General features: G+C 46.4%; 21 protein-coding genes. All 21 read left to right on the top strand.

Features of this window, described 5'->3' with window-relative positions; all coding sequences use genetic code 11:
• The coding region (locus L2W36_RS20720) for a hypothetical protein (protein WP_236111415.1) at positions 1 to 195 on the top strand (195 nt) is incomplete at its 5' end.
• Positions 196 to 338: 143 nt separating this feature from the next.
• Positions 339 to 1,487, top strand: coding sequence for a flagellin (locus L2W36_RS20715; protein WP_006069953.1), 1,149 nt, complete (start codon positions 339 to 341; stop codon positions 1,485 to 1,487).
• A gap of 138 nt (positions 1,488 to 1,625) precedes the next feature.
• Complete coding sequence (locus tag L2W36_RS20710; RefSeq protein WP_038229345.1) at positions 1,626 to 2,072, top strand: flagellar protein FlaG; 447 nt, start codon at positions 1,626 to 1,628, stop codon at positions 2,070 to 2,072.
• A 43-nt stretch (positions 2,073 to 2,115) separates the two neighbouring features.
• Complete coding sequence (gene fliD, locus L2W36_RS20705) at positions 2,116 to 4,038, top strand: flagellar filament capping protein FliD (RefSeq protein ID WP_236111413.1); 1,923 nt, start codon at positions 2,116 to 2,118, stop codon at positions 4,036 to 4,038.
• Between the two features lie 27 nt (positions 4,039 to 4,065).
• The gene (locus L2W36_RS20700) at positions 4,066 to 4,368 is read left to right on the top strand and encodes a flagellar protein FliT (protein WP_088876021.1); all 303 of its coding nucleotides are present in this window, start codon (positions 4,066 to 4,068) and stop codon (positions 4,366 to 4,368) included.
• Positions 4,369 to 4,378: 10 nt separating this feature from the next.
• The gene (gene fliS / locus L2W36_RS20695; protein ID WP_006069957.1) at positions 4,379 to 4,789 is read left to right on the top strand and encodes a flagellar export chaperone FliS; all 411 of its coding nucleotides are present in this window, start codon (positions 4,379 to 4,381) and stop codon (positions 4,787 to 4,789) included.
• A 236-nt stretch (positions 4,790 to 5,025) separates the two neighbouring features.
• Entirely contained in the window at positions 5,026 to 6,486 is a 1,461-nt protein-coding gene (locus L2W36_RS20690) for a sigma-54 dependent transcriptional regulator (RefSeq protein ID WP_006069958.1), read from the top strand.
• A gap of 178 nt (positions 6,487 to 6,664) precedes the next feature.
• A complete protein-coding gene (locus L2W36_RS20685) occupies positions 6,665 to 7,738 on the top strand; it encodes a sensor histidine kinase (RefSeq protein ID WP_006069959.1) in 1,074 nt (357 codons plus the stop codon).
• Positions 7,738 to 9,153 carry a sigma-54-dependent transcriptional regulator gene (locus tag L2W36_RS20680; protein ID WP_006069960.1) on the top strand — a complete coding sequence of 472 codons (1,416 nt, stop codon included), beginning with the start codon at positions 7,738 to 7,740 and terminating at the stop codon, positions 9,151 to 9,153. The genes L2W36_RS20685 and L2W36_RS20680 overlap by 1 nt, the downstream gene beginning before the upstream one ends.
• A 130-nt stretch (positions 9,154 to 9,283) precedes the next feature.
• Positions 9,284 to 9,595 carry a flagellar hook-basal body complex protein FliE gene (gene fliE / locus L2W36_RS20675; RefSeq protein ID WP_006069961.1) on the top strand — a complete coding sequence of 104 codons (312 nt, stop codon included), beginning with the start codon at positions 9,284 to 9,286 and terminating at the stop codon, positions 9,593 to 9,595.
• Positions 9,596 to 9,649: 54 nt separating this feature from the next.
• A complete protein-coding gene (gene fliF, locus L2W36_RS20670; RefSeq protein ID WP_216610756.1) occupies positions 9,650 to 11,362 on the top strand; it encodes a flagellar basal-body MS-ring/collar protein FliF in 1,713 nt (570 codons plus the stop codon).
• Positions 11,362 to 12,414: a flagellar motor switch protein FliG gene (gene fliG / locus L2W36_RS20665; RefSeq protein WP_006069963.1), complete on the top strand. Its 1,053-nt coding sequence runs from the start codon at positions 11,362 to 11,364 to the stop codon at positions 12,412 to 12,414. Before fliF ends, fliG begins: the two co-directional genes overlap by 1 nt.
• Before the next feature lie 55 nt (positions 12,415 to 12,469).
• Positions 12,470 to 13,270, top strand: a complete 801-nt coding sequence (gene fliH / locus L2W36_RS20660; RefSeq protein ID WP_236111409.1) for a flagellar assembly protein FliH — start codon at positions 12,470 to 12,472, stop codon at positions 13,268 to 13,270.
• On the top strand, positions 13,270 to 14,592 hold the full coding sequence (gene fliI, locus L2W36_RS20655; RefSeq protein WP_236111408.1) for a flagellar protein export ATPase FliI: 1,323 nt from the start codon (positions 13,270 to 13,272) through the stop codon (positions 14,590 to 14,592). Before fliH ends, fliI begins: the two co-directional genes overlap by 1 nt.
• Before the next feature lie 7 nt (positions 14,593 to 14,599).
• Positions 14,600 to 15,043: a flagellar export protein FliJ gene (gene fliJ / locus L2W36_RS20650; RefSeq protein ID WP_236111404.1), complete on the top strand. Its 444-nt coding sequence runs from the start codon at positions 14,600 to 14,602 to the stop codon at positions 15,041 to 15,043.
• 120 nt (positions 15,044 to 15,163) lie between these two features.
• On the top strand, positions 15,164 to 16,942 hold the full coding sequence (locus L2W36_RS20645) for a flagellar hook-length control protein FliK (RefSeq protein ID WP_236111402.1): 1,779 nt from the start codon (positions 15,164 to 15,166) through the stop codon (positions 16,940 to 16,942).
• 33 nt (positions 16,943 to 16,975) lie between these two features.
• Positions 16,976 to 17,470 carry a flagellar basal body-associated protein FliL gene (gene fliL / locus L2W36_RS20640; RefSeq protein WP_236111400.1) on the top strand — a complete coding sequence of 165 codons (495 nt, stop codon included), beginning with the start codon at positions 16,976 to 16,978 and terminating at the stop codon, positions 17,468 to 17,470.
• Between the two features lie 7 nt (positions 17,471 to 17,477).
• Positions 17,478 to 18,527, top strand: a complete 1,050-nt coding sequence (gene fliM, locus L2W36_RS20635; protein ID WP_006069969.1) for a flagellar motor switch protein FliM — start codon at positions 17,478 to 17,480, stop codon at positions 18,525 to 18,527.
• An 18-nt stretch (positions 18,528 to 18,545) separates the two neighbouring features.
• Positions 18,546 to 18,956 carry a flagellar motor switch protein FliN gene (fliN, locus tag L2W36_RS20630; protein WP_006069970.1) on the top strand — a complete coding sequence of 137 codons (411 nt, stop codon included), beginning with the start codon at positions 18,546 to 18,548 and terminating at the stop codon, positions 18,954 to 18,956.
• A gap of 1 nt (position 18,957) precedes the next feature.
• Positions 18,958 to 19,389, top strand: a complete 432-nt coding sequence (fliO, locus tag L2W36_RS20625; RefSeq protein WP_031494290.1) for a flagellar biosynthetic protein FliO — start codon at positions 18,958 to 18,960, stop codon at positions 19,387 to 19,389.
• On the top strand, positions 19,382 to 20,245 hold the full coding sequence (gene fliP, locus L2W36_RS20620; RefSeq protein WP_006069972.1) for a flagellar type III secretion system pore protein FliP: 864 nt from the start codon (positions 19,382 to 19,384) through the stop codon (positions 20,243 to 20,245). The genes fliO and fliP overlap by 8 nt, the downstream gene beginning before the upstream one ends.
• Positions 20,246 to 20,257 lie beyond the last annotated feature (12 nt).

The following is a 20,257-nucleotide window of genomic DNA, read 5'->3' as shown; positions in this document are numbered from 1 at the left end:
AAGTTCGATTTTGGCGCAAGCGAAGCAAGCGCCAAACGCAGCATTGAGCCTACTAGGCTAAGCGTCACCTCAGATGACAAACAAAAAAACCAGAGCTTCGGCTCTGGTTTTTTTTCATTTGGCTTTAGAGCGTTGCAAACACAACTATCCTCCATTCGAATCTCCGATCTAAATCACATTTATCCAATCAATTGAATTAATAGTAAAAAAAACGCCAATTTGTTCTAAAGCTTCTAAATTTATCGCCGTTACAGGGATTGAGAGAAATAAAATCGGATGTGCCAATGTGAGGTGAGAGACACAGAGGCCATCTATCCTAAATGCCTAAGGAGATCAGTATGGCAATTAATGTAAACACGAATGTGTCTGCAATGACTGCTCAGCGTTATCTGAATAACGCAGCAGAGAACACACAAAAATCAATGGAACGCTTGTCTTCGGGCTACAAAATCAACAGTGCGAAAGACGATGCAGCAGGTCTGCAAATTGCGAACCGATTGAATGTTCAAAGCCGCGGCTTAGATATGGCTGTAAAAAACGCAAACGATGGTATCTCTATTGCGCAGACAGCTGAAGGTGCTATGGATGAAACTACTAACATCCTACAACGTATGCGTGACCTATCTCTACAATCTGCAAACGGCTCTAACTCAAAAGCAGAGCGTGTAGCAATTCAAGAAGAAGTGACAGCGCTTAATGACGAGCTAAACCGTATCGCGGAAACCACGTCTTTTGGTGGCAACCGTCTTCTAAATGGCACATACGGTACACAGTCGTTCCAAATCGGTTCTAACAGTGGCGAAGCAGTTATGCTGAGCATGAACGATATGCGCTCTGACAATGCACAAATGGGCGGTTCTTCTTATAAAGCGGCTAACGCGAAAGATGAAAGCTGGACAGTTGGAGCGGGTGCTACTTTAACGATTGACCTAAATGACAAAGCGGGTAACGCAATGACTCAGATTGCTATCACTGGTAAAGAAGGTGATGATATCGAGCAACTTGCAACCTACATCAATGGTCAAACAGACCAAGTTCAAGCATCTGTTGATGAAGACGGTGCTCTGCAAATCTTCGCAAGCAGCAACGGCGAAGCTGATAGTGCTTCACTAACGTTCGGTGGTTCACTAGCGGGCGGTTCTGAGCTTGACCTTTCTGGCGCAGCAAGCGCGGTATCAGTTAATGACATCAACGTTACTTCTGTAGGTGGTGCACAAGAATCAGTAGCTATTCTAGATGCGGCGCTAAAATACGTAGACAGTAACCGTGCAGAACTTGGTGCGTTCCAAAACCGCTTCAATCACGCAATCAATAACTTAGATAATATCAACGAAAACGTTAATGCATCTAAGAGCCGTATCGAAGATACCGATTACGCGAAAGAAACGACGGCAATGACCAAGAACCAAATCCTGCAGCAAGCGAGTACTTCAATTCTAGCTCAAGCGAAGCAATCGCCATCAGCTGCACTTAGCCTACTAGGCTAAAAAAGGCTTACACCTTAGGCAAGTGTGTTGGTGATAGGGTTACTCTATCACCAACTTCCAATTTCAAGCTTATTGCTCAACTAGTTTTACCCCAGTTGGAGTTGGACAATAGAGAAGGTTAGAAACGGGAGAACGAAAGTGGATATCTCATCCTACGCGTCGAACATTCAGCCTTTTGCCTCTTCTAGTGGCACAGAACTTGCTTCGAAAAATACTAATAAAACAACACCGTCAGTTGATACCGATAAAGGCTCACAGCCGAAAAAGGTCAATGAACTGAGAACGGCGGAAAGTGTGGAGTTTTCTAGCCAGAAAACTTCCGAATTGATTCAGAAAATTGCGACCGAGCGTCATGACCTCAATCAGGCAGAACGTGAAAATATGGTCAAACGTCTTGATGAGTTTCTCACCTCAATGAATACGGGATTATCGTTTCGAAGAGATGAAGAATCAGGGCGCGACATCATTACTGTTTATGCGAAAGACAGCGGTGAGATCATTCGTCAGTTTCCAGATCAAGAGCTTCTCGACGTACTAAAGCGTGTTGAAAAACATGGCGCACTCAGCATTGACATGTTGGTGTAGTCGCATCACTAAGATGCAATAGTATTAAATTCGAAGTGGTTTGGTGAATATGGGCCCGATAGGGATGTCTTCAGGCATGGATATCAATTCCATGGTGAGCAAAATAGTCGATGCTGAGCGGATTCCGAAACAGCAACGTCTCGACTATGAGCGTAGCAAAATTGATACCGGTATAAGTGCCTACGGACGACTCAAAGAGTCACTAGATACGATGAAAAATCTTATGGCAAGCTTTCGCCAGGAGAAGGCGTTTGCGCTGAGAAGCGTCAACACCTCCGAAGAAAGCGTTGTCACGGCAACAGCATCTACCGATGCTATTGCTGGCAAATACGCTGTCGATGTATTGCAGCTTGCTCAAAGCCATAAAATCGCTTCGGATGCTATTCCTGAAGATACGAAGTTTGGTCCAGGTAAGCTGCAAATTTCAATGGGTGATGACAGCTTTGATATTTCCCTTCGCAGTAATTCTCGTTTAACCGACGTAGTTCGTGCCATTAACGGCGCGAGTGACAACCCCGGTGTACGCGCATCTATCGTTAAAGACATCAATGGTCCTAGACTCATTGTGGCGGCTAACCAATCAGGGGCTGAACATGCCTTGTTAATTGCTGTAGACGCTGAGCCCGGCAATGATCTCTATCGATTCGAATACAAAACTATTGAGCAGCGCGTTAAAGCGTTGGAGCAAGCTCAGGCTGATGCATTAGCTTTACTAGATGTTCCATCCTCTGAGGAAGATGAAGCTAAGAAAGCAGATGAGGTGAATGAAGCCACTGCTAATGAAGCTTTGGTAGAGGAAAACACCAAGGATGAACAAAGCGCAGAATCTGTCGCGCAAGAGGCAACATCTGGCCGCCCTGAAGACACTATTCCCGGTTGGACAGAAACTGCATCAGGAACCTTAATGGATTCCTATCAAGCGCCAGAGCCGGAGCTTGATAAAAAAGCATTAGAGAAATCGGGTGAAGTCCCGGGTTGGAGTAATACAGCCTCGGGCACTTTGACCGACTCTTATGTAACGCCAAGTGAAGCTCAAGCTCAGCTAGAGCAAGAATTGGCCGATGAAAAAGCGGCCATTGCCCAAGCTGTTGCTGACGGTGATATGACCGAAGCGGAGGCCAAGCAACTAGAGCGTGCCAAGCTATCACCTGAAGAACGTGAGCGTTTAGAAAAAGTAGAATCAGTTCAAGCTGAACTTGCCGAAGCACAGCGATCGCTGCAAATCTACAATGGCATGTCACAAGTCCAAGCGGCGCAAGATTCAAAGGTCATACTCGACGGTATTGCTGAGCTATCAAGTCACAATAATGTCATTGAAGGTGCCATTGAAGGCGTGGATTTAACGTTGAAAGGCACGACCAAGCAAGGGGATCGTCCAGCTGAAATTGGTGTGGAATATGACCGCGCTAGTGTGCGTGCTGATATTGAACAATTTGTTGCCGCCTACAACCAGTTTTATCAAGTGTCCAAAGAGCTTTCTAGTGCAGATCCCACAACTGGGCAAACCGGCCCATTGGCGGGAGATAGTGTGGTGAGAAGTGCGGACTCGCGTTTGAAAAGTGTCTTTTCATCAGCGGTAGAAGGTGCCCCTGAAGGGTTAGAGACCTTAACTGAGTTTGGTGTCACTACGACGCGCCAAGGTAATCTCGAAATAAACTATCAAATGCTCGATAAGCAGTTGAATAATAACTTCAACAAGCTAGGCGAGTTTTTCGGCGGTAATAACGGATTTGCCAAACGCGTCGAAGATGCTATTCACAGTATGACCGGTGCTACCGGGACGATCCGTACTCGAGAGCAAAGCTTAGTTGAACAAAATTATCGACTGAATGACCAACAGGTCAATTTAGACCGTCGCATGGATAGCCTACAGAAACGAACTCACGACAAATTTGCCGCCATGCAAGACGCTACCGGAAAGATGCAGTCGCAATTAGCAGGCATGATGAGTGCGATGGGGGGATAAGCTGATGTCGAAAGTAGGGTCTACTAATTGAGCATATTCAAACAATTAGGTGATTTGGATCACCGTTTACAATCTGTTTTAGAAAATGATGAGTTGGATACTGAAGAAATTCACCTTCTGGTCGATAAAAGAGAACAGATAATCACGAAGTTAATAGCCGCTTGCCAAAGGAATCCGAACCTAAAGCAGAGTGATGAGTGGCTGCAAGTGGAACAGTCGACACGTCGAATTGCGACCCATATGCAAACCAAAACGGATCAATTGGGACTGGAACTTAGAAAGTACCGACATGGTAGAAAGTCCCTACAGCAGTACCAAAAATTTATTTGAGAGGATAGTGATGCGTGGTTCATTACAAGCATATAAGAAAGTATCTGTAGACAGCCAATTGAGTGCTGCGTCACCGCACAAAGTTATCCAAATGCTAATGGGTGGTGCGATAGAAAGACTGATTCAAGCCAAGGCAGCGATGGAACAAGGCAATGTGCCTGTGAAAGGCGAGCGTATCGGCAAAGCTCTAGATATCATCATTGCACTACGTAGTTGCTTGTCTATGGATGATGGCGGCGACATCGCAAAAAACCTCGACCAGTTGTATGAGTTCATGATTGCGCAAATCACAACGGCTAATCACGAAAATAACCCAAAACCAATTGATGATGTGATAGAGATCATACGAGAGATAAAATCTGCTTGGGATCAAATTCCTAGTGATTACCACAACTTAACAGCACAAGAAGTTGGAATCTAAGCGGAATTAACCTCTTAAAGTCAACGTGACAAAGTTGCTATATCAGAATAATGTCAATAGAATAGACGCCATTCCCAGCCTAATGGCGTTTTTTTATATCTAACCACTTGTTTTATAAATTGCTTGTCAATTTTATAAGGTGTTTTTTGGCTTTTGTTAGCTCGGCGTAAAATTGACGAGTGACAAAAAATTGACGCCACTGTGGTTGGTTTTGATCAAGGCATAATTCCTGACTCATGCAAGGCTTAGCTAAACTTCTTGTTATTGCTGATGATCCGCAAATTCGCACTAATCTAAACACCATTTTGGAGTTTGTTGGTGAGCATTGTGTGGCGATTCCATCTACAGACATAAACCAAATCGATTGGTCCCAGACGTGGTCGGGTTGCATCGTAGGTGCTTTGGAAAGCCCAAATCTATCTCAAGTCTTGTTATCGCAGCTTTCGCTGTCTAATCATGTTCCTTTGCTGGTGACGAGTGAATTTACCGGCGCGGTTGAGCCACTTTCCAACTTTGTTGGTGAGTTAGAACTCCCTCTCAACTACCCTCAGCTAAGTGATGCGCTGCGTCATTGTCGCGAGTTTTTGGGGCGTAAAGGCGTTCAGGTTCCGTCGAATCTTCGTAAAAATACACTATTTCGTAGTTTAGTTGGACAAAGTCCTGGCATACAGGAAGTTCGTCATTTGATTGAACAGGTCTCTGGTTCAGAAGCGAACGTGTTGATTCTGGGTGAGTCAGGCACGGGTAAGGAAGTTGTTGCTCGCAACATCCACTACCATTCAACTCGTCGTAGTGGGCCGTTTGTTCCAGTGAACTGCGGAGCGATTCCGCCGGACTTGCTAGAAAGTGAGTTGTTTGGTCATGAGAAAGGCGCCTTTACGGGGGCGATTACTTCTCGTAAAGGGCGTTTTGAGCTTGCCGATGGCGGTACCTTATTCCTTGACGAAATTGGTGATATGCCAATGCCGATGCAGGTCAAGTTACTTCGCGTATTGCAAGAGCGCGTGTTTGAACGCGTTGGCGGCAGTAGCGTGATTAAAGCCAATGTTCGCATTGTTGCCGCAACGCACCGCGATCTTGAAAGTATGATCCAACAGGGTGACTTCCGCGAAGACTTGTTCTATCGCTTAAATGTTTTCCCAATTGAAATGCCATCGCTTCGAGAGCGCAAAGAAGACATCCCTCTGTTGTTGCAAGAACTGCTAGCGCGTATGGAGGCAGAAGGGGGGCAACCTATCTGTTTCGCCCCTCGCTCCGTTAATTCGTTAATGGAACATGATTGGCCAGGTAACGTTCGTGAACTTGCCAACCTCGTTGAACGTATGGTGATCTTGTATCCAAATAGCTTGGTGGATGTGAATCATCTTCCGGTTAAATATCGTTATAGTGATATCCCTGAATTCCAGCCAGAAATGAATGCGTTCAAGACGATTGAAGAACAAGAGCGTGATGCGCTCGATAGTATATTCGCGGAAAACTTTACCTTTGAAGAGCCTGAACTGGAAAGTCACAATGCACCTCAATCGTTGCCTCCTGAAGGTGTTAACCTGAAAGAAATGTTGGCCGACCTCGAAGTGAACATGATTAGCCAAGCTTTGGATGCTCAAGAAGGCATCGTTGCTCGTGCTGCTGATATGCTCGGTATGCGTCGTACCACCCTTGTTGAAAAAATGCGTAAGTATAACTTACACCGCTAGATTGGAGCTGTTTGTGATGTGATTTAAGTCACGCTCAATTTGCTATGACAATTTATTGACGCGATTAACTTGTTGAAATATATAGACTTAAGCTCGGCATGCTTTTTGCATTTTCGGGCTTAAGTCTTTTATGGACTACGTATTTCTGCGAGTCGTATTGAGAAGGAACATCTCGTAAATGGATCAGTTGGCAACGGGCGAATCACAACAAGATGAGCAATCAAGCTCACACTTAGATTCCTTGGAATCGCAAGTAGAACGATATCAGCAGGTTATAGAAGCGATGCCTGCAGGTGTCATTTTGTTGGATACACAAGGTGTGGTCAGGGAAGCGAACCCAGAAGCGCACCGTATTCTCGATATTCCCCTTGTTGGCCAAAAATGGTTTCATCTGATTCAAGTGGTTTTTGACCCCAAAGAAGATGATGGTCATGAGGTCTCTTTGCGCAATGGCCGCAAGGTTCGATTGGCTATTTCCGCTTCCTCAACTGGACAGTTGATTCTCATTACTGACCTCACTGAAACGCGCTTGCTGCAATCAAGAGTCAGCGATTTACAGCGCTTATCATCTTTGGGAAGAATGGTTGCTTCACTCGCACATCAAGTTCGCACGCCGTTATCCAGTGCTATGTTGTATGCCTCTAACCTTGGTGCGCCTAACCTTCCACAACCTACTCGTGAACGCTTTCAAATCAAATTGGTCGACAGACTTCATGATCTTGAGAAGCAGGTTAATGACATGCTGTTGTTTGCAAAGGGGGGCGACAATAAGGTCATAAAGCCATTTACCCTAAAACAACTGGTGGATGAGTATCAGCCGATGGTCGAGACCACACTAAAAAGCAACAACATCGATTATTGTTTAGAAGTAGAGCAAGACGAAGTAGCGCTGCTGGGTAATGTTAATGCGGTTGCCTCTGCCTTGAGTAACCTTGTACTTAATGCCGTGCAAATTGCTGGTAAAGGGTCGCAATTGGATGTGTTTTTCCGTCCAGTTAATAACGAATTAAAAATCTCTGTCCAAGATAGCGGGCCAGGCGTACCTGCTGAACTGCAACAGAAAATAATGGAACCGTTTTTCACTACTCGTTCACAAGGCACGGGTCTTGGTCTTGCGGTAGTGCAAATGGTTTGCCGTGCTCATGAAGGACGGCTTGAATTGATATCAGAAGAGGATGATGGCGCATGTTTTACCATGTGCTTGCCATTGGCAACGTCATCTCAAGAAGTAACAAATGAAGGAATAAGCTGATGGCTCAAAGCAAAGTACTTATCGTAGAGGATGATGAAGGTCTTCGCGAAGCTCTCGTCGATACATTGGCCCTTGCAGGTTATGAGTGGGTGGAAGCCGATTGCGCTGAAGATGCTCTAGTGAAGCTCAAAACTCAGCCGGTAGATATTGTTGTTTCCGATGTACAGATGGCGGGGATGGGCGGTTTAGCACTCCTGCGAAACATTAAGCAGCATTGGCCCAATTTGCCTGTGTTGTTAATGACAGCTTATGCCAACATTGAAGATGCCGTCGCAGCCATGAAGGAAGGCGCGATTGATTACATGGCGAAACCTTTTGCGCCGGAAGTGTTGTTGAATATGGTCAGTCGTTATGCGCCAGTGAAGTCAGATGATAATGGTGATGCGATTGTTGCGGATGCTAAGAGTATTCAACTGCTTACTTTGGCTGAAAAAGTTGCTAAGACTGACGCCAGTGTCATGGTGCTGGGGCCAAGTGGCTCAGGTAAAGAAGTCATGTCACGCTATATCCATAACAAATCGCTACGTGCGGACGGTCCTTTTGTTGCAATCAACTGTGCGGCGATTCCAGACAACATGTTAGAAGCGACCCTATTTGGCTATGAGAAAGGGGCGTTTACCGGCGCTATTCAAGCCTGTCCGGGGAAATTTGAACAAGCTCAAGGTGGCACCATTTTGCTCGATGAGATCAGTGAAATGGATTTAAACCTTCAAGCTAAATTACTTCGCGTACTACAAGAGCGTGAGGTAGAGCGGTTAGGCAGTCGTAAAAGCATTGCGCTAGACGTTCGTGTATTGGCGACCAGTAACCGTGATCTTAAACAATATGTTCAGGAAGGTAACTTCCGTGAAGACTTATATTATCGCTTAAATGTGTTCCCAATTGCGTGGCCAGCTCTTTGTGATCGTTCTGGAGATATTGCGCCTTTAGCCCGTCATCTAACCGAGCGCCACTGTAAGAAATTGGGAATGCCAGTGCCAGAATTTGGTCAGGCAGCATTAGCAAAACTCATGAGCTATCCGTGGCCGGGTAACGTTCGCGAGCTAGATAATGTGGTGCAACGCGCTTTGATCTTATGTGACGAGTCAACCATCTGCGCTGAGCATATTCTATTAGAAGGTGTGGACTGGCAAGACGCATCGAGCTTACAACAAGTGGTGTCGAGCCCTGAGCAAGTTGCACCGGAGATTGCTCCTGTTGCTCAGGTTTCAAGTGACGTGATGGGTCGCAGTGCAGCATCGAGCGAAGGCTTGGGTGGTGAACTTCGAGATCAAGAGTTTTCAATTATTTTGGAGACGCTGAAAGAGTGCGAAGGTCGCCGTAAAGAAATGGCGGAGAAACTTGGTATTAGCCCACGAACCTTACGCTATAAGTTAGCGAAGATGCGCGATGCTGGTATTGAGATCCCGAGCTAAGATGTGTCCTAAAGTGTTGGTTTAGAGCTAACACTTTAGGTTTAAACCATGGCATAATTTTTGCAATTTTCAGGAAAGAATCAAGATATTGTAAGGACACTGTCAAAAGATTGACGGCGATTGATAAAGCATGAAAGTAGACGGATTACACAATGAAATGCAGACCATGATGTTGGAAGCGGCCAACTCTAAGCCTGCAGCAAACGCCCATCAGGTTGGTGCTAACTTTGGCGACATGCTTTCTCAAGCGGTGAACAACGTGAATGGTCTTCAAAAATCATCCGGTGATCTGCAAATGCGTTTTGACCGAGGGGATGCTGATGTCTCTCTTTCTGATGTCATGATCGCTCGAAACAAGTCTAGCGTCGCCTTTGAAGCAACCATTCAAGTGAGAAATAAGCTTGTAGAAGCCTATAAAGAACTCATGAATATGCCCGTTTAATCTAGGTAGTAAAAAGTAGTGGCTCAAGAAAATCAATCGACAGACGTAGCGTTAATGGATAGTGGCTCAGATACCGCAATGGTGACGAGCTCAGACATCGCCGCAGAAAGTCAAAATCCAGACATCAACGAGAAAAGCAGCTCTAAGTTTGACTTAGCCGTAGGCGATCTCGATCTTCTCAGACAAATCGTCCTAGTTCTGTCTATCTCTATTTGTGTGGCGCTCATCGTGATGTTGTTCTTCTGGGTTAAAGAACCAGAGATGCGTCCGTTAGGTGTATATGAGACCGAAGAGCTTATTCCAGTTCTTGATTACCTTGACCAGAAGAAAGTGCAGTACAAGTTAGAAGGTAATGCACTTAGTGTTCCTGCGAGTGAATACAATAACCTCAAACTTGATATGGTGCGTGCAGGAATAAACCGCGCATCAAATACCGGTGACGATATCCTGATGCAGGATATGGGATTTGGTGTTTCTCAGCGTCTTGAACAAGAACGTCTTAAGCTAAGCCGCGAAAGGCAATTAGGTAAAGCTATTGAGCAGATGAAGCAAGTGCGCACCGCTCGCGTGCTACTGGCGCTGCCAAAACAAAGTGTTTTTGTTCGCCATAATCAAGAGGCATCCGCTTCAGTCTTTCTCACTCTAGCAACAGGTGCTGTATTAAGGCAGCAAGAAGTTGACTCTGTTGTGGATATGGTAGCGAGCGCCGTACCGGGCATGAAGCCATCACGTATTACCGTTACTGATCAGCATGGTCGCCTATTGAGTTCAGGCTCTCAAGATGCAGCTTCTATGGCGCGTCGAAAAGAGCAAGAGTTAGAGCGAAATCAAGAGCAAGCGCTACGTGAAAAAATCGATTCGGTATTGATTCCAATTCTTGGCTTAGGTAACTACACCGCTCAAGTTGATATTGAACTCGACTTTAGCGCCGTCGAGCAAACGCGTAAGCGCTTTGACCCTAATACGCCAGCAACTCGAAGTGAATACACCTTAGAAGACTACAACAACGGCAATGTTGTGGCTGGTGTGCCGGGTGCACTTAGTAACCAGCCACCCGCTGATGCCTCTATTCCTACTGATGTCGCGCAAATGAAAGATGGCTCGATCATGGGGCAAGGTTCAGTTCATAAAGAAGCGACGCGTAACTTCGAACTCGATACCACGATTAGTCACGAGCGCAAACAAAGCGGTGTAGTAAATCGCCAGACCGTAGCGGTTGCAATCAAAAACCGTTCAAGCGTGAACCCAGATACTGGTGAGGTCACTTACCAGCCGCGTTCAGAGAGTGAATTGGCGGCAATTCGACAAGTACTTATCGGTGCTGTTGGTTTTAATGAAAACCGTGGTGATTTACTCAATGTTTTGAGTATGACGTTTGAAGAGCCTGCCGCCGATCTATTACCGGATGTACCAATCTGGGAGCACCCTAATTTCAATGATTGGATTCGCTGGTTTGCGAGTGCCTTGGTGATCATCGTCGTGGTCTTTGTTCTAATTAGACCAGCAATGAAGAAGCTGCTTAACCCAGCAGCTCAGGAAGAAGACGACCAGCTTTATGGCCCGGATGGTCTGCCGCTTGGCGCCGACGGCGAAACCAGCTTGATTGGTACTGATATTGACGGCAGTGAGTTGTTCGAATTTAGTACCGGTATTGACCTACCAAACCTACACAAAGACGAAGATGTGCTTAAAGCAGTACGAGCTCTGGTGGCGAATGAGCCGGAACTCGCGGCACAAGTTGTTAAAAATTGGATGGCTGAAAACTAATGGCAAACGAGATCGTGGCAGCAAATGGCGGCCAACTTGCAGAAACCAGTGTCGACATTTCTAGCATTGGCGGAGATGAAAAAGCGGCTATTTTGCTACTCAGTTTGAATGAATCCGATGCGGCCAGCATCATTCGTCATCTTGAACCTAAACAAGTTCAGCGTGTGGGTAGTGCGATGGCGAAAGCCAGCGATCTGAGCCAAGACAAAGTGGGGGCGGTTCACCGTGCCTTCTTAGAAGATATCCAGAAGTACACCAATATTGGTATGGGTAGCGAAGACTTCATGCGCAATACCTTGGTAGCTGCATTAGGTGAAGATAAAGCCAACAACCTTGTGGACCAAATCCTTCTGGGAACAGGCTCCAAAGGTTTGGATTCATTGAAATGGATGGATCCGCGTCAAGTTGCCAGCATCATTGTTAACGAACACCCACAAATTCAAACTATCGTACTTTCTTACTTGGAAGCTGATCAATCAGCAGAAATTCTTTCTCAGTTCCCTGAGAGAGTTCGTCTTGATTTGATGATGCGTATTGCGAACTTGGAAGAAGTTCAGCCGTCTGCCTTAGCAGAACTGAACGAAATTATGGAGAAGCAGTTCGCAGGCCAAGCAGGCGCTCAAGCCGCGAAGATTGGCGGCCTGAAGGCGGCTGCGGAGATCATGAACTACCTCGACAACAACGTCGAAGGGATTCTTATGGATCAAATTCGCGACCAAGACGAAGATATGGCGACTCAGATTCAAGATCTTATGTTTGTATTCGAGAACCTTATCGAAGTGGACGACCAAGGTATCCAAAAGCTGCTTAGAGATGTACCGCAAGACGTGTTGCAACGTGCTCTTAAAGGTGCCGATGATGCGCTTAAAGAGAAGATTTTCGATAACATGTCGAAACGTGCTGCTGACATGATGCGTGAAGATATTGAGGCGATGCCACCTGTGCGTGTTGCTGATGTAGAAACGGCACAGAAAGAAATTCTCACGATTGCTAGACGAATGGCGGACAACGGTGAGCTGATGCTTTCTGGTGGCGCAGATGAGTTCCTATAAAAACTCATAACATATTCATTTGGAAAACTTTCTTAAGAATAAAAGGGAAGGCTTGATGTCTGGAGATAGAAAACGTGGCTTTTTGCGTCCGTCAGAAGACAATACCATAGAGTCAGCTCATTCTTGGGGGTTACCAGATTACACCTCACAAACTAATCAACATGCCAAAGAGACCGCGCTTAACTACGATCCTAGTTGGGCTCCTCTAGAAGAAGCACCAGCTGAAGAAGAGCCTTTGATGCTCACTGAAGAGCAGATTGAGCAGATCAAACAGGGTGCTTATCAAGAAGGCTTGTTCCAAGGCCAAGAAGCCGGTTTTAAACAAGGCTACGACAAAGGCAAGGAAGAGGGAACTCAAGCAGGACATGCCGAGGGACTTGAGTTAGGCAAAGCAGAAGGCGTTGCCGCTGGTGAAGAGTACATTAAGCAGCAGGTTGAAGTCTTCATGAACATTGCGAACCAATTTGCTCAACCGTTAGAGCTAATGAACAACCAAGTTGAAAAGCAATTGGTCGACATGGTGCTCGCGTTGGCCAAGGAAGTGGTGCATGTTGAGGTACAAACCAATCCGCAAGTCATTCTCGATACCGTCAAGCAATCGGTCGACGCGTTACCGATTGTTGGCCATGCAATTACGTTAAAACTCCATCCGGCTGATGTTGATATTATCCGTGCCGCTTATGGTGATGAAGAGCTTGATATTCGCAATTGGACGCTTGTTATTGAACCGTCACTCAATCGTGGTGATGTATTTATCGAAGCGGGTGAATCGAGCGTGAGTTACAAACTCGAAGAGCGTGTGAAAAGCGTATTACAAAGTTTTTGTGGAACCAATCGCCATCAGGGAGGCGAGTGATGCAAGCACTTGCCGAGCGACTGGCCAATTACAAAGTTGAAGGGCATAAGTCTCGCGCGATTGCTTCTGGCAAACTGGTTCGTGTTGTTGGATTAACACTCGAAGCCATCGGTTGCAAAGCACCCATTGGTAGTGTCTGTAAAGTGGAAACCATGCACGGCGAAATGGACGCCGAAGTGGTAGGTTTCTCCGGTGAACACTTGTATCTAATGCCAAGTGAACAGATTACCGGAGTTCTTCCTGGCGCTCGGGTAACGCCAATGACTTCTGATGCTGGACTTCCAGTAGGAATGGAACTACTCGGTCGAGTGATTGATGGAGTGGGAAACCCGCTTGATGGACTGGGTGAGATCTATACTGACCAACGCGCGTCGTTCAATGCTGAACCTATCAACCCGCTAGCGCGTAAACCCATCTCTGAACCACTTGATGTTGGCCTTAAAGCCATTAATGGCTTATTGACCGTTGGCAAAGGTCAGCGTATTGGTCTTTTTGCAGGTTCAGGTGTTGGTAAGTCGGTCACGCTAGGTATGATGACTCGTGGTACGACGGCACAAGTGGTTGTGGTGGGACTGATTGGTGAACGTGGCCGAGAAGTTAAAGAATTTATCGAAGAGATTCTAGGGACATCGGGTCGTGAGCGTTCGGTGGTCGTTGCAGCACCAGCTGATGCGTCACCACTTATGCGCCTGAAGGGCTGTCAAACCGCTTTAACCATTGCCGAGTATTTCCGTGATCAAGGGCTCGATGTCTTACTTCTGATGGATTCATTAACTCGTTTTGCGCAGGCGCAGCGTGAGATTGCGCTTTCAGTAGGTGAGCCACCGGCAACCAAAGGTTATCCGCCATCGGTCTTTGCCAAGCTCCCCGCTTTAGTTGAGCGAGCGGGCAACGGTGATGTGAATCAGGGCTCCATTACTGCATTCTTCACTGTGCTTACTGAAGGGGATGATTTACAGGATCCTATCGCTGATGCGGCGAGGGCGATTTTGGATGGTCATATCGTTCTGTCTCGTGAAATGGCAGATGCTGGTCACTATCCAGCCATTGATGTGGAAAAATCGGTGAGTCGTGTTATGCCACAAATCACGGATGATCAGCATGTACTAATGTCTAAAGCTGTTAGGCAGGTGCTATCGGTTTGTCGCAAAAATCAAGATCTGGTATCCATAGGCGCTTACAAACCGGGAACTGACCCTGCTATTGATAGCGCCTTTACGCTGAAACCTAAGCTTGACCAGTACTTGCAACAAAGTATGCGTGAAACGGTGCCATACGATATGTGTTTGGGTATGCTTAAACAACTGTTGCAGGTAAACTGATTCGGTTATGGATAATGCGCTCGATTTTCTTCTAGAACAAGCCAAAGACAGCGAGCAACAAGCGGTCTTAGCCCTCAACAAAGCACGATCAGAGCTTGAAGACTATTACAACCAAGTAAGACAAATTGAGCAGTATCGCCTTGATTACTGTAATCAACTTGTAGAGCGTGGCAAAAGAGGGCTGACGGCGAGTGAGTATGGTCACCTCAATCGTTTTTTGACACAGCTAGATGAGACATTAACCAAGCAAAAATCCGCAGAAAGTCACTTCAAACAACAGGTCGAAGACTGCCAAGATTACTGGCACAATTCTCGTAAACAACGTCGGTCCTATGAGTGGCTTATCGATAAAAAAGCTAAAGAGAAACAACTGCAAGAACAAAAGCTTGAACAAAAACAGATGGATGAGTTTTCTAACCTGCTTTTCGCTCGTCGTCGCTCTGCTCGTTAACCCTATCCTTTAGTAAAACTCACAGTTCGGTACAAATTTTGCATCGATAGATGACATAACTGTAAGCGGCGGCATTTTGCCACCTAGCGTATTTAACTCTTCTTTACGGGCCTTAATGGAATGAGTCTGGCAATTACTAACAACAGTATTTCAGCGACACCAAATGCTAAGTCTAGTGACAACACCACCTTGGTCGATTCCGCCGATAACGCGGAAGAACAGGGCTTTTTTGATAAGCTTAAAAGCGCAATTTCTTCAGAAAATACTGAGGAAAACCAAAAGGTTGAAGGCAAGAAATCAGGCGAAAAGATAACGTCGAGTTCGACAGGTGTTTTATTGGAAGATGGCGCTGAAGTGAGTGATGAGGTAGGAAAAGCCGCTGAGACCACTAAGTCTTCACAAGCCACCCCAGCAACGGTAAAGAGTCAGGCGAATGATGAAGATGTAGAAGGCATTGAAGAGAAGGGTGTCAAAAAAATGGCGGCTGGTGGTGCTATAGCTGTGGGTGATGAGACGTTAAGCTCCGATTCTCAAGGCAGCAGTGTCGAAGCCAAAAAAACCGTGAGCGACAGTGCTGAATTGCTTAATCGTTTAGATGAATCAAACAGTGCGCTAAAGCCCAAATCAACATCAGTTGAGTCTCAAGATGAAGCCAAATTAGCAGGAGCCGCGATATTAGGTACTACAACTGCAAACGCTCGCAACCCTCAAACGATGAATCAAGTTGATGGACACGCAGCATCAATGAGTGGCGACGGCTCGTCAATAGAGAAACAAAGCAAAAATATCGTTGCTCCTGATGGGGTTGTCAGAGAAGCTACCGCCGAAGAATTGGCGGCACTTTCTGCGTCTCAGGGCAATCTTTCACAAACGGGGTCTACGCAAAATAATCCTACACAAGGTAGTGCTTCGCTTTCTGGTGATAACCTCGACGGTTCACACAAATCTAAGGCGGTTGCCGCAGGAACTGCAGCACATTTAGCGTCCGGCCAAGAGGTGAGAGCAACGACGTTTGATGGAGACACAAAAGCTGGCACACAAAACCAAATTGCTTGGTCTAAGCCTGATGCGGAGCAAGGCGGAAAATTAGACGCCAAGACTCTCGCGGCGACGGCTTTTACTGCAGATAAGCTTCATTCGAGTGCAAGTCAAAGTGCTGCTATGGCGACGCCAGCTACCCAGGCAACAGCAGTGCCAATACATAGTGCAACTCAAGCCGGCTCAGAGGGGGCGATGGCCGCAAGTGTATTAGCGGCTAATGCTGCCGCAACCAATCACAATACCAATAATCCATCGTTAACCTCGGGGAATGCAAGTTTAGCTGGCGTGCAAAAACAAAAAGGAGCCGCCAACCTTGGGCAAGCAAATGATGCTCCCGCCGGTATAACGCATGCCGCAGCAGCAGGTGTGACTGCTAATCAACTGCGAGCTGAGCAATCACAAGCACCAACAAACGTACAGTCGCCCCTAGTGCTCACCAAAGAGAACGCGAGTGACCAAGTTGCAGAGCGCGTTCAAATGATGATGGCGAAAAACTTGAAACATGTGGATATTCGTTTAGATCCGCCAGACTTAGGTCGAATGCAAATTCGCATGAGTTTAAACAATGATTCTGCGACGGTGCATTTTACGGTTCAAAACCAACAAACGCGCGATATGGTCGATCATGCTATGCCAAGGCTGCGTGAAATGCTGTCTCAACAGGGAATTCAACTGGCAGATTCGTCGGTTCAGCAACAGAGTCAAGGTCAGCAACAACGTCACGCTTCTCATGAATCGAGTGGTTCTGGATCTCAATCTAGTGGTCAGTCGAATCATGGTGTCGATGATACTGAAGAAAGCGTAAGCTTGAACGTGAATGTTGCCAATAAAAAAGATGGTATTAGTTACTACGCCTAACGCGAGTAATCTCATGGAAAATAGAAGAACAAAATGGCAGAAGATACTTTAGAACAACCTAAGAACAACAAAAAACTGTTGATCATTATTGTCGCAGCGCTGGTGCTATTACTGGCTGCTGGTGGTGTCGCCTATTGGTTAATGGGATCTGGTGAGGCGCCAGCAAGTGCTCCCGCGGCACAAAGCGGTGCTGCAGCGGTGCCAGTTGACCCAATATCGTATGTGAATATCGCCCAACCATTTATCTTTAATGCCGCTGGCAAACAGCGCGATCGTGTTGTTCAGATCAAAGCGCAACTTATGGTCCGTGGCCTAGATAACGAAGAAGTGGCGCGTTATCACTCTCCTTTAATAGAAAGTACATTGTTGTCGACGTTTGCGTCGGCGACGGTTGAGCAATTGCGCAGTACGAATGGCCGCGTTGAATTACGTGACCAAGCTACCGCTGATGTTCAAGCCAGTTTGTCTCAGGTTGTCGGTAAGCCTGTAGTCGAAAGAGTGTTATTTACCGACTTTGTAATCCAGTAGGTATTGTGTGACCGATTTATTAAGCCAAGACGAAATTGATGCGCTTCTCCACGGAGTAGACGATGTCGATGAAGTTGAAGATGAGCTAGATCAAGACCCCAATGATGTGGTGCATTTTGACTTCTCGTCGCAAGATCGCATTGTTCGTGGTCGAATGCCTACACTCGAACTTATCAATGAACGTTTTGCGCGCCATATGCGAATCAGCTTATTCAATATGTTGCGAAAAACCGCTGAAGTGTCGATTAACGGCGTTCAGATGATGAAGTTTGGTGAATACCAAAACACCTTATACGTGCCAACAAGCTTGAATATGGTGCGCTTCAGACCGCTAAAAGGAACAGCTCTCATTACTATGGAAGCGCGTTTGGTGTTCATTTTGGTAGAAAACTTCTTTGGTGGTGACGGCCGTTTTCACGCCAAGATTGAGGGTCGAGAGTTTACCCCTACAGAGCGGCGTATCATTCAGTTATTGATGAAAACCGTTTTCGAAGACTACAAGGAAGCGTGGTCGCCAGTTATGGGCGTTGAGTTTGAGTATTTGGACTCAGAAGTGAACCCAAGCATGGCGAACATTGTCAGCCCAACCGAAGTTATTGTGGTCAGCTCGTTCCATATCGAAGTGGATGGCGGTGGTGGCGATTTCCATGTGGTGATGCCGTATTCTATGGTGGAGCCTATTCGCGAATTACTCGATGCAGGTGTCCAGTCGGATAAGATGGAAACCGATGTCCGTTGGAGTAGCGCCCTGCGTGAAGAGATTATGGATGTTCCGGTGAACTTCCGCGTGAACCTGTTAGAGAAAGACGTATCACTTCGCGACCTTATGGAGTTGCAAGCCGGAGATATCATTCCTATCGATATGCCGGAAAATGCCACTATGTTTGTCGAGGAATTGCCGACGTTCAGAGTGAAGATGGGACGCACTGGCGAAAAAGTTGCCGTACAGATTTCCGAAAAAATAAGACGCCCAGATGTAGTGAAAACCGACTTAGCTTTCCTTGGTAAGGATATTATGGCTGAGTTGGAGCATGTGGAAGACGCAGACGAAGAATAACCAGAGTAGATATAAATAATGACGATTAGTGACGACCAAAAACTTGCAGACGAATGGGCAGCCGCTTTAGGTGAAGATCCAATGGCGCCAGAAATTGATGTGGATGAGGTACTCGCCGCACCACTGGATGAACTGCAAGACTCGCCAGCGCCGATTTCAGAGGATGAGCGTCGTAAACTGGATACGATTATGGATATTCCAGTGACCATCTCTATGGAAGTTGGCCGCTCACAAATTAGCATCCGTAACCTACTTCAGCTAAACCAAGGTTCGGTAGTGGAATTAGACCGCATTGCTGGTGAATCGCTCGATGTCATGGTAAATGGTACCTTGATCGCTCATGGTGAGGTGGTTGTGGTAAACGACAAGTTTGGTATCCGTTTGACGGATGTCATCAGTCAAACTGAGCGAATTAAGAAGTTGCGTTAATATGGCGATAAAGCTTTTGTCTAGAGTTCTGCTAGTGGCAGTTTCATTAGGAGGGGCATCGACGGCGGTCGCCTCTCAAGAAAGTGCTCCACTAAGCGCTTCTGGTTCTCCATTTGACCTAGCTACTACGCTAGGTTCTTTAGTGTTAGTTATTCTGATAATTCTTGGTTTGGCATGGGTGCTAAAACGCATGAAGGTGCCATCACTGGTCAACCAGCAAGGGCTTAAGATTGTTAGGCAAATTCCAGTTGGGACAAAAGAACGTATTGCTATAGTACAGGCAGGTGAAGAGCAGTTTTTAGTGGGTATTACCTCGCAGTCGATTCAGCTGATTTCAAAGTTGGAGGCGCCACTAGAGGAAGCCGATTTGGCTCAGCCTGCGTTTGCTGCGCAGCTATCGAAACTGATGAAGAAACCGAATTCCCATGACTAACTTAACTCGACTGATTTTCATCTGTTTGACGTTGCTTCTTGCGCCACTGTCATGGGCCGAAGAGGCGGTAGCGACACCAGTACCGAGTAATGCTGCACTAGACACAGGTGTGACTGTCACCGCTATGCAGAATGACCGGGGGGCAGCGGGCAGCGCCTCCTCAAGCTCGTTTGGCACAGGGCCAGGTATTCCGGCGTTCACCATGAAAACCAACCCTGATGGCAGCGAAGACTACTCAATAAACTTGCAGATTTTGGCGTTGATGACCATGTTGGGCTTTTTGCCTGCCATGGTTATTTTGATGACCTCATTTACCCGTATCGTTGTTGTGATGTCGATACTAAGACAAGCGATGGGTTTGCAACAAACACCTTCTAATCAGGTGATTATCGGTATCGCGATCTTCTTGACGTTTTTCATCATGTCGCCGGTATTGAATCAGGTGAATGACCAAGCGATTCAACCCTACTTGAATGAACAAATCACGGCAAAAGAAGCGTTTCAGCAGGCACAAGGCCCGATGAAATCCTTTATGCTGAAGCAGACACGAGTCAAAGATTTGGAGACGTTTGTTGAAATGTCAGGCTCGACAGCACAGAACCCAGAAGATGTGTCAATGGCGGTACTGATTCCGGCATTCATTACTTCAGAGTTGAAAACGGCATTTCAGATCGGCTTTATGTTGTTCTTACCGTTTTTAATTATTGACTTGGTTGTAGCGTCGATACTAATGGCGATGGGTATGATGATGTTGTCACCAATGATCGTATCGCTGCCTTTCAAGTTGATGTTGTTCGTGTTGGTTGATGGATGGAACTTAATACTGTCCACACTGGCCGGCAGTTTTGCCTTGTAGCTGGAGATAATC

This window comes from Vibrio sp. McD22-P3 (assembly GCF_021568915.1).
Classification (GTDB): Bacteria; Pseudomonadota; Gammaproteobacteria; order Enterobacterales; family Vibrionaceae; genus Vibrio; species Vibrio mediterranei.
The sequence above is the reverse complement of the archived record's forward strand: the minus strand, read 5'-3'. Positions and strand labels throughout refer to the sequence as shown.